This window comes from Dyadobacter sp. HNCC25DJ185, from assembly GCF_056895195.1.
The window spans coordinates 459,962-474,414 of sequence record NZ_JBXHAR010000002.1; the positions used below are offsets into that span (position 1 = coordinate 459,962).

The 14,453-nt window shown below is 49.4% G+C and carries 9 protein-coding genes; 2 read left to right on the forward strand and 7 right to left on the reverse strand.

The window, feature by feature from the left end; all coding sequences use genetic code 11:
- The 6 genes from AC1XUF_RS07245 to AC1XUF_RS07270 all read right to left on the reverse strand — a co-directional run bounded on the left by AC1XUF_RS07245 (nt 1) and on the right by AC1XUF_RS07270 (nt 7,902).
- Nucleotides 1-2,721, reverse strand: a complete 2,721-nt coding sequence (locus AC1XUF_RS07245; protein WP_483341011.1) for an ABC transporter permease — start codon at nt 2,719-2,721, stop codon at nt 1-3.
- Nucleotides 2,718-3,056 carry a PadR family transcriptional regulator gene (locus AC1XUF_RS07250; RefSeq protein WP_483341012.1) on the reverse strand — a complete coding sequence of 113 codons (339 nt, stop codon included), beginning with the start codon at nt 3,054-3,056 and terminating at the stop codon, nt 2,718-2,720. The genes AC1XUF_RS07245 and AC1XUF_RS07250 overlap by 4 nt, the downstream gene beginning before the upstream one ends.
- Before the next feature lie 152 nt (nt 3,057-3,208).
- Nucleotides 3,209-3,634, reverse strand: coding sequence for a VOC family protein (locus AC1XUF_RS07255; protein ID WP_483341013.1), 426 nt, complete (start codon nt 3,632-3,634; stop codon nt 3,209-3,211).
- A gap of 114 nt (nt 3,635-3,748) precedes the next feature.
- Nucleotides 3,749-6,379 (reverse strand): ABC transporter permease, encoded by a 2,631-nt coding sequence (locus AC1XUF_RS07260; RefSeq protein WP_483341014.1) that lies wholly within the window; start codon nt 6,377-6,379, stop codon nt 3,749-3,751.
- Complete coding sequence (locus AC1XUF_RS07265) at nt 6,376-6,711, reverse strand: PadR family transcriptional regulator (RefSeq protein WP_483341015.1); 336 nt, start codon at nt 6,709-6,711, stop codon at nt 6,376-6,378. Before AC1XUF_RS07265 ends, AC1XUF_RS07260 begins: the two co-directional genes overlap by 4 nt.
- Before the next feature lie 21 nt (nt 6,712-6,732).
- Nucleotides 6,733-7,902, reverse strand: coding sequence for an acetyltransferase domain-containing protein (locus AC1XUF_RS07270; protein ID WP_483341016.1), 1,170 nt, complete (start codon nt 7,900-7,902; stop codon nt 6,733-6,735).
- A 112-nt stretch (nt 7,903-8,014) separates the two neighbouring features.
- Between AC1XUF_RS07270 and AC1XUF_RS07275 the strand changes: the two genes are divergently transcribed.
- Nucleotides 8,015-9,346, forward strand: a complete 1,332-nt coding sequence (locus AC1XUF_RS07275; protein WP_483341017.1) for an ankyrin repeat domain-containing protein — start codon at nt 8,015-8,017, stop codon at nt 9,344-9,346.
- Between the two features lie 36 nt (nt 9,347-9,382).
- Here AC1XUF_RS07275 and AC1XUF_RS07280 read toward each other — a convergent pair whose 3' ends face one another.
- The gene (locus AC1XUF_RS07280) at nt 9,383-10,585 is read right to left on the reverse strand and encodes a thioredoxin family protein (protein WP_483341018.1); all 1,203 of its coding nucleotides are present in this window, start codon (nt 10,583-10,585) and stop codon (nt 9,383-9,385) included.
- A 281-nt stretch (nt 10,586-10,866) separates the two neighbouring features.
- On the opposite strand from AC1XUF_RS07280, the gene AC1XUF_RS07285 reads away from it, so the two are divergent.
- Nucleotides 10,867-14,433: a two-component regulator propeller domain-containing protein gene (locus tag AC1XUF_RS07285; protein WP_483341019.1), complete on the forward strand. Its 3,567-nt coding sequence runs from the start codon at nt 10,867-10,869 to the stop codon at nt 14,431-14,433.
- Nucleotides 14,434-14,453: the final 20 nt, after the last annotated feature.

Genomic DNA, 14,453 nt, shown 5'->3' on the forward strand with positions numbered 1-14,453 from the left:
TTATTCGCTGCGTAAAGTCTTAACCGGGTTCGTCAATGCGGCTTTAACCGACTGAAAACCAACCGTAAGCAATGCAATTCCAATCGCGGCCATGCCGGCCAAAGCAAACATCCACCATTCGACATTGATCTTGTAGGCAAAATCCTGCAACCAGCGGTCCATGGCGTACCAGGCAAGTGGCGTCGCGAGGAGAATGCCGATCAATACGGGTTTCAAAAAGTCTTTGGACAACAAGGTAACAATGCTTCCGACGCTCGCCCCAAGCACTTTTCGTACCCCAATCTCCTTGGCACGCTGCTCAGCCGTGAAAGCCGACAGCCCGAACAATCCCAGACAGGCAATAAAAACAGTGGCGAGTACCATGCCGATAAAGATCGTCTGCCGCCGGGCATCTTCGCGGTAAAATAAAGCCAGTTGCTGATCCAGATAGTGGTATTCAAACAAATCTTCCGGATCGATTTTTTGCAGGATGTATTTCATCTGGGCCACGGTTTCCGGTGCATCCTTGCCCGACAACCGGATCGTGAAATAGTCAATCAGTTGGATGGGGTTCACGCGGTAGCCAATCACCAGCGGTGAAATGGCTTCCCTCAGCGAACGGAAGTTAAAGTCCTTAACGATCCCCACTACACGTACCTTCATCGGGACATCCAGCAGGTGCATATTTCCATTGCCCTCCCTGCGCGGAATTTCTATCCACTGGTCGCCGGCAGATCGGATCCCCAGTTCTTTCGCCGCCGATTCGTTGATCAGCACCGCGGACGAATCAGCAGGTGCATTGATCCCGAAATTCCGGCCGGATAGCAATTGAATGTCGAAGGTTTTTAAGAAATCTTCATCAGCCCCGATAAATGTCATATTTGACTTCACACCTGCGGGCGCTGCGGGAACATGTACTTCCACCAATGCCAGGTTTTTCCATTCGCCAGGTACCCGCGAAGAAACCGATACCTGATTCACACCTGCCAGCTTGCTATACTCTGACTTAATAGCCTGGAAATTCTCCCTCACCTTGCCACTGTTGATATCCACAACAAGCAGTTGTTCTTTGTTAAAACCCAGGTTTTTAGTCCGTACAAACCGGAGCTGCAGATAAACCACCAGCGTGGCCACAATCATGACCACAGATAAGGTAAACTGGAATACCACCAGTCCCTGTCGCAATTGGGTCTTGTTAGTCCCCGGCGTTGTGGTAGCACCTTTAATCAGCAGCAATGGTTGAAACTTCGAAAGTAAAAAGGCAGGGTAACTTCCCGAGAGGAAACCTGTGAAGAGCGCCGCCAAAATAACAATCATCCAAATTCGGTAATCAGAATGAAAATTCATTGCAAGTGCCTTTTCCGTAAAAGCATTGAACTTCGGCAGGGCCAGTTGCACCGCGAGCAGCGCAATGAACAAAGCGATGAATGTGATCACCAGCGATTCCATTAAAAACTGGAAGGTAAGACTTCCCCTGTTTGCACCGGCCACTTTCCTGACACCAATCTCTTTGGCACGGCGGGAAGCACGGGCGGTCGTCAGGTTAATGTAATTGATGCTGGCGATCAGCAGGACAAATACCCCGATAACCGCAAACACGTACATGTAAGTAATATCGCCCATCCGACCCACGCTATTGTTGCGCTCGGCGCTGTTGTCAATATCTTCGGAATAAAAATGAATGTTGCGAAGTGGCTGTAAGAAGAATGTGCCCGGTTTTTTCTCAGCAGTTGCATGAGCTAATGCCGCATTCCTGATTTTCGCCGCAACAGACTGACTATTCGCATGATTTTTCAGTAAAAGGTACGTCACAAAACTATTGGAGGACCAATCACCTCCCGAGCGCTCCTTATACCATTGATCACTGTGGATGGTACTTTCCGAAAATAGGATGTCAAACTGAAAGCTGGAATTTTTCGGCACGTTTTCGCAAACGCCTGTAACCCTGAAAGGCGCGCCGAAACCATCGGTATCAACGATTTTACCTACGGCATCCTCGGTGCCAAACAGGTTTTTAGCCATTTGGCGGGTGACCACAGTGGTAAACGGTTGCTGCAAAGCCGTAGCACGGTCACCTGCAATGAGCTTATAATCAAAAACCGGGAAAAAGTTCTGATCGGCCATGGTTACTTCCCGGAGAAACACATTCCTGCCGGTGGTATCGGAAACATTCATGCGCCCCAGTGCCGTAACCCGAACCGCATTCTCCACTTCGGGTAATTCGGTTACCGCATATTTGCCAATCTGATAACCTACCGAGGCGACATGCGTTTGCTTGCCATTTTCCGAAATCTTCTTTTCGGTGATCCGGTAAATACGATCGGCATTGGCGTGAAATGCATCGAACGTCCATTCGTCGAACAAATAGAGCGAGATCAGGAAGAAGCAAGTCATCCCGAAAGTCAGCCCCACGATGTTAATGGCAGAATTCGCCTTATACTTGGCGAGGTTGCGGAAAGCAATTTTAATGTAGTCTCTGATCATGGCTATGTTTAGAATTGAAGATTTCTCGTATTGATTTGCCGGTTTTCGACGACGCAAAAATGGCGGCAGCACAGACATGACATTCCACAGGTATTTCAGATCAGCCGGCCATTTTCCGGATTTCCTGTACCAGTGCTCATACAATTCGCCCAGGTCACCCTCCACTTCCTCCAAAGTATTCTCCGGGTGTAACCTCGCAAGTAGTTTGTGTATCCAGCCAGGCGGCGCTTGTACGTCAGCTTTTTTCCCGGCATTCATATCCCGCTCAATTTCAAGGCGCTCGAAGGAACCATTTTCCAGAGATCCTGGCGAAGCTGCTGGATGTCCTGCAATGCCCTGCTGCCTAATGCCGTCACTTTGAAAATGCGTTTCCGCCTCCCGCCCCGCTCGGTACTTGCACCGCCCAGGTCGGATTTTACAAAACCCTTTTCTTCCAGCCGGATCAATGTATTGTGGACCGTCCCGAATGTGACGCTGCGGCCGGTATGTTCTTCCAATGCCTGGCTGATCGTGACACCGTATCCCTCGCCGTCCAGGATGGCGACCATGAGTAAAACCATCTCCTCAAACTCTCCCAGATAAGTTCGGCGCATTGTAAATGTGATTAGTTTCTATTTTATCGTACAAATCCGTGCCACTTTTGAAAAAGCGCAATAATTGGCCTGATTGGCCTGGTTTCGGTGTTTCTTAATGAAAATATTTGTTCGCAAAAGAACGGGAAGTGTCCGCAAATGAACAGCTGCCCCTATTCCACTTCCCAATGAAATACGATGGTGTAACCGTCCGGATCTTTCAGATCAATGGCCCTGAAACCATAGCCGGTGATGTAGGGTGCCTTTACACCAATGCCGCTGGACTGAATGTGCCGGTACATTCCGTCAATGTCCGGACTTCCGAAATAGAGGGTTGTGTCGCCATGAGCCATTACCCGGACAGGATCGGGCGAGGCAGGGCGGAAGGGCAGTTCGTACAAGGTATTCAACATGAGCCAGATGTTGCCAAGCCGCATCATTGCCCAGCCCGTGTCTCCTTCGGGACCAGCCGACTGAACCAGTTCAAACCCTAAAATGTCGCAATAAAAATGCAGGGATTCCGGCATGTCGAATACCATCAGCATCGGGCACATGTCCTGTATTTTGCCTGCAACTCCTGTGTTTGGATTTGTTTCCATCTTCGCTTCATCGGTTTTTAATCACGATCTATACCATGCCCAAAACAGAAATAGGCAATGCTTCGCCGTATATCTTCTGCATAAAGAACCAGGACAAGTGATTCAGGTTTCATATTACTCGCTTCTTAAGAATTTGACGGGATTACTCAAAGTGACACGTATGAGGTAGTAACTGACCGAGAGCATGCCAACCGCAAGAATGCAGATCCCGGCTTCGATAAAAAAGGAAGAATCCAGGCCGATCCTGTATTGAAAAGTCTGCAGCCAGAGATTACCCAGATACATGGCAATCGGAACACCGACCACCACAGCCAACAGGTTAAATACCGCATAGCGCGAATAGAAGCGCGTGATGATCGCGCGCCTGTTGGCGCCTAAAACTTTCCTAATCGCTACTTCTTTCAGGCGGCCCGAAAACAATAGCGAGCTCATGGCAAACATACCGTAGCAAGTCAGGTACAGCGCCACCAGGGTAAAAAACAGCATCAAGTTGTTGAGATTGACTTCGTTCACATACAACTTATCCAGCTTCTGATCCAGCATCTGGTAACGGAGCGGCTTACCGGAAAATTTCTTCCAGGTCTTAGCAATGTGCGCAATCGCCCCCGGAAAATCCTTGCCAGACATCCGGATCAAGGCGGTACCAAACCCCGGGCTGAGGGTAAGCACAACGGGTTTCACCGGTTTATGTAAAGACTCGAAATGGTAATCGTCCATCACCCCTACTACCCTGCCTTCCGCCATGATCCCGGTCGTTCCTGCCGCAAAGATTTTCATTTTTCTGCCGATCGGGTTGTCAATCCAGCCAAGCTCCATGGCCGCCCGCTTGTTGATCAAGAACGGCCATACAGAATCCTTTTCGTAGGCTTTCGGGTTTTTGAAATTTTCTCCCGCCAATAACTTAATGTCCAGTGTCCTGAGATAATCCTGATCCACCCAGGCCAGGGGGAATAGGAAAGGCTTTTCCAGTGATCCGCCTTCGGGCACAAACCGCCAGCCATTATGCAGGTCGCCCGGAACAGCGCCACCGCTTACTTCGCTTATGTTACGGTCTTTTTTCAATTCATTTTTAAATGCCTCTTCATGGCTGTACACATCCTCATTAAGCTCAACCAGCACCACATCTTTCTTATTAAAACCCAGGTCTTTGTTTTTGAAAAATTCGATCTGACTGCTGACGACCAAAGAAAAGACCAGCATCACAAATGAAAAACATACCTGCATGCCGACAAGCAGATTCCGCTCGCCAGCGGAACCTGGCCCCAGGAATTTTTGCGACAATAACAGGTGCGAGGAACGCCGGGCAAAGCTGAGCGAAGGACGAACCACTGCGGCCAGGCAAATAAAAACAATGCCTGCAAACGTCCAGGCTAAAATCCGCAGACTGGGGCCCGAAAAAAGACCGAGGTCTTTCCTCACCAGCAGGTTGAATTTGGGAAGAAAAACAGCACACAAGAGCGCTGCGAGGCCAAAAGCCAAGATACCGATCAGGATGCTTTCGATCGCAAGCTGCATCACAATCCGGAACGTATTTTGGCCTAAGATCTTGCGGATGCCCACCTCCCGCATCCGGCTGAAAATCTTGAAGCTGGACAGATTAACGAGGTTAATACCGGAGACGAGCATGACCACGAACGCGACGACCGCGAAAAGCCGGACATGTAACAGATTCCCTCCCGGCTCCATTTCATTGCTCATGCCCTGGGAGAGGTGAATATCTGTCAAAGCCTGTAAAGCCAGGGCACCGCCCTGCTTGTACCGGTCGGGGAAGTGGATATTGACGATGGATCTCAGTTTCGAAACGGCCTGGTCCCTCAAATGCCCTTCCTTTAAGAGCACATAGGTATAAGCACCGATCCAAAGCCATTTATTTTCCCTCCCTTCTTTGCCCGTTTCCTCGTTCCAGCGGTTCAGTTGAAAAGACAGCGGCACAACTGCTTTGAATTTGAGATGCGATTGCTCGGGGATATCTTTAATTATTCCTTTCACAATCAGCGGCCTACCATATAATTCAATGGTCTTGCCCAAAGCACTTTCCGCCCCGAAATATTGGTGAGCCGTCGTCTCCGTCAAAACGATGCTGGCGGGGTCATTCAATGCGGTACGCTCATCACCTGCCAGAAAAGGGAAAGAAAATACCTCAAAGAAAGCCGGATCGACCCACGCGATCTTTTCCTGGAATTTTTCCGGGCCCATCGCCAGCTCTGTTTCGTCAGGAAGGATCCGCACGGTCCGTTCCACTTCGGGAATGGAGGCTTGCAACGCCGCCGCAGCGGGAAAGGCGGAGGTAACCATATGGTACTCGACGTCACTGATTTTCAGATGGGTATTCAGCCTGTAAAGGCGGCCTTTATGCTTATGAAATTGGTCGTAGGAAAGTTCGTCATGGATAAAAAACATGATCATTATGAACGACGTAAGGCTGAACGCCAAACCAAGCAGTGAGGCTGCATAATAGCCGGGATCTCTTCTGACCAATCTGCCAAAAAACAAAAGAGTATGGTTGAATACGTGTACGGTGCGCTGCAGGGACGCATATCGCGGCATCCGGGCCATTCTCAGAAAACCCAATGCTTCCAGTGCAAACAGTGTTTTGGCTTTCCAGGGCGAAAAACCCTTTTTCAACCGGTGCCGGAATTTCTCTTCCAGATCGCCCAGGGACGCTTCGAGGGTACGGCTCTCCAGAAAGGCTGTCAGGATCCTGGTAATCCATTGGGGTGGATCATGATCGGCAGGTGTTCTCATACAGCCAGGTTGAATGCCGTTTGCGGAATGGCGTGCCACAGTTCATTGCGCATTTCCCTGGCATTGGCCAGCGACTTCTGACCATAGGTGGTCATGCGGAACAGCAATTTTCGCCGTCCTCCCCGCTCATGGGTAGCCCCGTCGAACCGCGATTCGAGATATCCCTTTTCTTCCAGGCGGTGCAGGGCAACATGAATTGTGCTGAGCGTTGCTTTACGGTCGCAGCGTTGTTCCAGTTCCTCCTGGATCGCGACGCCGTAAGCATTGTCATACAGCACGCCGACGATCAGTAAGATCAGTTCCTCAAATTCACCAAGATTCGTTCCTTTCATTTTTTTACAGCTTAATGCAATTCAGAGATAACGGAGCCAGGTTTTTTCCGGATGACCCGCTTTGTAGGAAGCATACCATTTACATATCAAATAAAGCACGATCACATCTACCGCAAACACGAGGTAAAGCGTGCTCAGGTTCCAGTGGTACTGCTCCGGAAGCCGGCTGTATGGGGCGGTTGCATAGCCTTCGGCAAAAACCTGTCGGAAAAGAATCAGCTGGACCAGGAATGCGCTGAGGTGGATCACGAGAATGTGCAGTAGATAATAAAAAAACGGGACCCGCCCGATGGTTACAATCGCCTTACCTAGTGTACTTCGGACATTTTCGGTAAAAGCAAGTAAAAGTACCGCCGGCCCGAGCGTCATCAGCAGGTAAAGTTGCGAGGCAGGGTATTTCCGCTGATTGAGCAACCGCATGACGAACGGTATATCGGCTCCATTTTCAGGATTATTCAGGATTTCAAAACTGCCAATCAACACAAAAGCAACGATCGAAACGCTGCCTATCAGCATAAATGTTTTCTGCCTTCTAGCCCTTTCTGACGTAAAAAATACGCCAAATGCATAGCCAGCCGCCATCACGCCAATCCATGGCACGAGCACATAAAGAATCGTGATCCCCGGGGGGCCCTCCAGGTCGGACGTGTAAATAAACGCCCAGAAACGGCCAAAAGAAAGTCGGAACGATTCGGGCAGCAGGCCGGGGACTAACGCAAACACGTCCTGAAAGAAAATGATCAGCAATCCGATGATACCGACGACTGCTGGCTTCAGCCTCGCCAGAGCAGCCATGAAAACCATGCACCAGCCGATCATCCAGATCACGCCAGCCAGCATAAAACTGGAAAAATCCAGGTTGAAGGTCCACAGGAAACGAATGACGGTCAACTCGAGTACCACCAGCAATATCCCCCTGGTAAGCAGATACCCCGACAGTTTTGATTGGTCATGCAGTTTTAAACCATACAAATAGGCGCTCGTACCGGACAAGAACACAAACACCGGCGCGCAGAAATGGGTGATCCATCGCGTAAAGAAAATACCGGGCTCCGCCCCTCCCGCCGGTAATCCGGAATAAACCCGGACATGATCGATGGCCATTAACACCATGACAAGCCCGCGTACGAAATCGATCGCATCAATGCGGTCGCCCGGCACCATCCGTGCCGGTGTAGCTATCTTTTCCATCGCTAATTGTTTGATCGGACGAAAATTAGTATTTCTTTCGTATTTGTCAAATAACTGGCATGGTAAATTTTCCTATTTCTTAACTTTCCATATTAAAAATCAAAAAACGGCGATGGCTGAAAGACCCGAACATTTAGCTGCAGAAGATATGCAGACCGCCTTTATCCGCGCTGCGATCTGGCACGGATCACTTGACGAGGCAGATGCTATGTTGGCATTGTATCCGGAACTCACCAGCCATAGCTTATTTACGGCTGCGATATTAGGCAATCCGGAACTCGTCCGCGAATTCATCGACGCCGATCCCGCCAGTGCGACGCGTATTGCGGCGCCTTTTGGCGGTAACGCATTGGTTTATTTGTGTATGTCCAAATATCTCAGGCTTGACAAAGAGGCAAGCGGTGATTTTCTGGCGGCGGCAAAAATATTACTGGACACCGGGGTTGATCCGAACTCGGGGTTTTGGACCCACGGCGCTTATCCTGAGTTTGAAACTGCGCTTTATGGCGCTGCGGGGATAGCCCACCATGAACAAATGACCAAACTGCTGCTGGAATATGGTGCAGACCCAAACGATATCGAGGCGGTTTACCATTCTCCTGAAACGCACGAGAATGCTGCGATGATGGCATTAGTCGAAACCGGCAAGGTCACCGACGAAAACCAGGTGCTGATGCTCATCCGCAAGCACGACTTCCATGATTACGACGGCGCAAAATACCTGCTGGAACGAGGCGTGAACCCGAATGGGCGGTGGACCTACACCTCTCCTTTCCAGCATGCCCTGACGCGGTGCAACCACATTTCGATTATATCACTTTTACTGGACCATGGGGCCGATCCGGGATTGGATTGCAACGGTATCACAGCCGCAGCACTGGCCGCCCGGGAAGGACGGAGCGATGTGCTGGCAGCATTCAGAAAACGAGGTTTACCTTATGTGCTGAATGGCCTTGACCAGTTCATAGAAGCCTGCGCATTTGCCGATAGCACATTGGCAAAAAGCATTTTACAGCAAGACCCGGCACTTTTGCCCGAACTGCTTGGTATGGGCGGCAGGCTGCTTGCGAAATTTGCCGGAGCACGCAATGTGCATGGCGTAAGGCAGCTCCTCGACCTAGGCATTAGCCCGGATGCCCCTTTTACTGATGGTGACGGGTATTTTGAAATCCCCAAAGACAGCCTGGCCATTCACGTGGCTGCCTGGCGCGCCAGTCATGAGGTGGTAGCGCTGCTGGCCGAGAGGGGCTCACCCATTGATACGCCTGACCGGAACGGAAGGACCCCCTTGCAACTGGCGGTCCGCGCCTGTGTGCATTCTTATTGGATGGAGCGGCGTTCGCCAGAGTCGGTCAGGATATTGCTAGAGGCAGGTGCAAAAGCAGATGCCATATCCCTCCCTACGGGCTATCCGGCCATCGACGAATTGCTCATGCCGGCATAGGCTTGTCCATGATCCCGGTACCAAGTCCTCTGATCGTTATAGTTTCTTCGTTTTTGAAGCTGTGAGCTCGGACACCAGTTCGGCTGCATCGCTACTGTCTTCGCCTGTATCCCTGGCTAACTTCACCGCTTCCTTCGCTGCATTCAACGCCAATGTCCGCTGCCCGATCTTGCTCAGAAGTGAGGCGTAAATGGACAGGTTTTCGTAACGCTTATTCATTCCGATCACCTGCTCCATGATCTGTACACCAATTGCCAGGGTTTCTTTGTCTTTGGCAAAGGCCCTCAGATAAGCCCCTGTTTCGTACAAAGTCTGCCAGTCATTGCCTGCCTCGGTTTTTCCATATTTTGCAGTGGATTTTGCGTAGTTAAGCCAATCCTGTTGTCCATTGTAAAAATAGATCTGCGCCAAAGCAAAGTACCTGCTGGTATCCATACCGGCAGAAACGATAGTTTGCTTCAAATCATAGAACATACCCGGATCTTTGCTGCGCCCCGCCTCACCTGCCCTGAACGTAATGACTCGCAGAGCTTTATGCTCAACTTCCTCTGCGGCGTATAAAGGAATAAACTTTTGCTGATTTGCAAGAAAATACTGCGTAGTGGCCGCCTCAAATCCAAGATAGCGTGTAAATATAAACCGCAGGTTAGTTTCGGACGCCAATTGGCTGGCCGACTGTGTACTCAGATATTCACCTGCTACCTTTTCCTGCGGGTTCTCAGGATTTTGATAAAAGCCCAGTGCTTTGCTATAATTTAAAAGCAAGTTCTCCGACCTGTCTCCCTGATCATATTTTCCCTGCAGCGAAAATAGAGCGGCTTGCGGATCGGAAGCATTTTTACCGTCTGCAATAAAATCTTCCGGCGATTTGGATGATGAACTCTGGTGCACCTTTCTCCCGTCCTTGTCAAAAAAAATGTAAGTAGGAAAACCAACGATCCCGTACTGTTTTGCAAGAGCTTCCCCACCTGCCTTATCTTCGATGTTGATTTTATAGCTGATAAAGTTGACATTGTAAAAATCGGCTACCTGGGGCTTCGTGAAAACCTCCTTCTCCATTTGCCTGCAATACCTGCACGACGGCGTGTAAGCGTACAAAAATATCTGTTTCCCTTGCTCACGGGCACTTTGTAAGGTCTGTTCCCAGTCCGACTTTGTAAAGCGGATTGTTGAGTCAGCGGCCGCACGGCTCTGAAAGTTGCAGAAAAACAGGAGCGTGAAGGTAAGGAGCGTTTTCATTGTCAATGGTTTAGGGTGTAACCGGCTAACTACACAAAGCTAGGTCAAAAATCAATTCTTGATTACTTCAATCGGGCCGATTTTAGAAAAATCGGTCACAAATGCATGATCACGAACGCGACAGGTTTAAACAGCTGTGTAAAAGGGATTAAATGCTCCTGATAAAGCGGTTTTGCGAGTTTCGCCTGCTTGTACGGAGCGGTCGTTAGAAAAATTTAGTAGATTAGTCGACACCCCGGATTTTGTACTTTCGAAAATCTCCCCGCTATTGCGGCCTTTCCATGATCAAGATTCTATACTTACTGCTTGCCGTCGGTCTTTCCATTTCTGCTTCTGCACAGAATAACCAGCCTCAGTACGAGCATGTCAATGTCGAAAACGGCCTGCCCAGCGCACGTGTCACCAAGTGCCTTCAGGATAAGTTTGGTTATATCTGGATAGGGACCGAAAACGGGCTGGTCAGGTATGACGGGTACGTCAAAAAAGTCTACAAACTGGAAACCGACAAACCCCAGGACCTTATTTCGCTGAACATCCAGGAGCTATTTGAGGATTCGAAAGGAAATATCTGGGTAGGGACATTCTATGACGGGGCATTCAGGTACAACCGGAATACCGACAATTTCACCCAGTTTAAAAGTCGGAATGGCCAGAAAACCGGGCTCGCTACCAATGATGTGCACAGCATCAGGGAAGATGGTGCCGGTATCCTTTATTTTTACACCTATTCGCATGCCAAAAATATCGGGTACCTGAACCAGTTTGATCCAGACACTCAAAAATTCCGAACCTTCGGGCCGGACATGAAGGTGGCAGACCAGATCCCCCTTTTGGATGTGTTCCTGAACTGGTACAAAGACAAGGGCGGAAATCTTTGGATAGCCAGCAAAAATGGCCTGTACACTTTTGATCGTCGGAGCAAACGGTTTAAAGGGTATTTGACGGAGACGGACAGCACGCGGCAAAAGGTGATCAGCAAGCTCTATCAGTCGCCGTCCGATCCGAATACACTGTATTTCGCGGACCTTACTTCAAAAAACGAATTTCGGGACATCATCAAATTCAACACGGCTGATCACACTTTTAAGGCTTATCCGTTTGAAGGACTGAAGGCAAACGATCTGGGTTCCGTCTTTTCATTTTTTGAAGACGAAGAGAAACGGCTTTGGATCGGGAGCAACCAGGGACTTTCCCAGCTCGACGCAAAGCGTGAAAAGCTATTTCATTATCGTGTAGACAGCTTTTTGAATCATACCAACACGCCGGAAGTCTTTACCATTACCGAGGATGATACCGGCCTGCTGTGGCTTTCGATAGCCAATGGCATTCTTAATTTCAACCCGGTAACCCATCAATTCTTCAATCAGAATAATCTGTTCAAAGATGAGTTAGACCCTAACAGGGTTTACTATTTTCAATCTGCCTTTCGGGACCGGTCCGGCAGTCTGTGGTTCAGGGACCGGGAGGGCGTACACCGGCTGAAAAAGGAGTTTTCATTATTTAACCAATATAAAAAGGAAATGTCCGATCCCGGGAGCTATCCGGGTAGTTATCTGTATGGCTTGGCGCAAACAGGTCGCGATACCTATCTACTGGCCAGCATCAAAGGGCTGTATTTCTGGAATATCAAAGATAACCGGTTCCGCAAACTGGACCTACCGTCCCAGGTGGAAAAAGTAGATATCGTCCTGAAAATGGCGATCGATCAATCCAATCATTTGTGGGGTGCCCTGGTGAAAGGAAATTACAATTTCAGGGGCCTGTTCAGCTATGATCTGCTGACTAAAAGCTTCAGGTTCTATAAACATGATCCGGCCGACCCGCGCAGTCCAAGCAGCGACATGATCAACTTTATATTTACAGACAGCAAAAATGACGTTTGGATTGGTTCGTTCAACCAGGGTGTCTGCAGGTACAATCATCAAACCAAAGATTTCACCCGGTTCCCTTTTACTTTCAGGGAAACTAAGAAGCCGGACGGCGAACTGGACGATTTTACCGTCAATTGCATTTATGAAGACCGGCAGGGCACAATTTGGATTGGGACGGCAAACGGGGGACTCAACCGTTTCGACCCTTCGACCGGTAAATTCAAAGCTTATTTCGATACAAAAAAAGGTTTAAGGCAGATCGGCTCCATTTATGAAGATCAAAAGGGCCGCTTTTGGGTGGGCTCGGAGGTGTATGGCCTTCATTTGTTCGATCGTAAGACAGGAACTTCCCGGCTTTTCACCGAAAAAGACGGTCTTTTGTCCAATGGGATCACAGGAATCGCCGAAGACAGCGCAGGCCATCTGTGGCTATCGACCACGCGTGGATTGTCCCGTTTCGATGTCGAGAGAAAGACTTTTCAATCTTTTACCAAAGAACAGGGACTGCCGGAAAGCCACCTGACCTCTGCCACCGCACGACTGGCCGACGGAAAAATTTTACTCAGCAACTACTCAGGCTTCATCACATTTGACCCGGCGAAAATCACCATTAACACGGTTCCTCCCCAGGTACTGATCGAGTCCATTTCTTATGTTCAGCCAATCAGGGGCAGCGATCAAAGCACGGACGTCGTTTTGCCCGCATTTGAACGGGAGCATTTGAGACTGACCCATGAGCAGAACAGGCTCAGGTTTGATTACGTCGGCCTGCATTACAAAAACGCCCCTAAAAATCAGTATATGTACCAGTTGGAGGGTTATGACACAGATTGGGTGCAGGCAGGTACACACCGCTCTGCTGTATATACCAATCTTTCGCCTGGCAGTTACACTTTCAGGGTAAAAGCCAGCAATTCGGATGGTATCTGGAGTCCAAACGAAGCCAGAATCGCTTTTGAAATCATGCCTCCCTGGTGGCTCACCTGGTGGGCCTATCTGCTTTATGCACTTGCTTTCGCGGTATTGCTCCGGAGTTACATTTATTTCCGCTCGCGTACCCTGCTCCGTGAAAACCAGCAATTAGAGGAAAGGATCAATCTGAGGACAAGGGAGCTGAGCGAGGCAAATGAGGAACTTAATGCACAGCAGGAAGAAATCACCGCCCAGCGGGACCAACTTTCCGAAACGATCGACGAATTAAAAAGCACCCAGCAACAGCTTATTCAATCGGAAAAACTCGCGTCACTGGGCGAACTTACTGCGGGTATTGCACACGAAATCCAGAATCCGCTGAACTTTGTGAACAACTTTTCCGAGGTAAGTCTGGAACTCGCTGAGGAAATGGAACAGGAACTAAAAAATGGCGACCAGGAAGAAGCACTCATCATTGCCACGGACATTAAACAAAACCTGCAGAAGATCATGCACCACGGCCAGCGGGCCGGCGGGATTGTCAAAAGCATGCTGCAGCACTCGCGCAAAAACTCAGGGGAAAAAGAGCTCGCTGATATCAACGCACTGGCGGATGAATTCCTAAAACTCAGCTATCACGGAATCCGGGCAAAGGATAACAGTTTTAATTTCAAGATAACAACCCGTTTTGAGCTCGGCCTGCCGAAGCTTGCCATCCTATCTCAGGATATCGGACGGGTACTGATCAACCTATTCAACAACGCGTTTTACGCCCTGCGCCAGCGTCAGAAGAGTGGTGAAGAAGGTTACCAGCCGGAACTGCAAGTCAGTACCGCTTTGAATGATAAATTTGTCGAGATCAGGGTCATGGACAATGGTACCGGTATCCCGGACGCGATCAAAGACAAAATTCTGCAGCCCTTTTTCACTACCAAACCCACGGGCGAAGGAACCGGACTGGGCTTATCCCTGAGCTACGATATTCTTAAGTCCCACGGCGGCAAAATGGATATTGAGAGCAAGGAAGGTGCATATACGGTATTTATCGTTTCGCTACCGGTGTGACATCGTTATCCTTCGTTCAC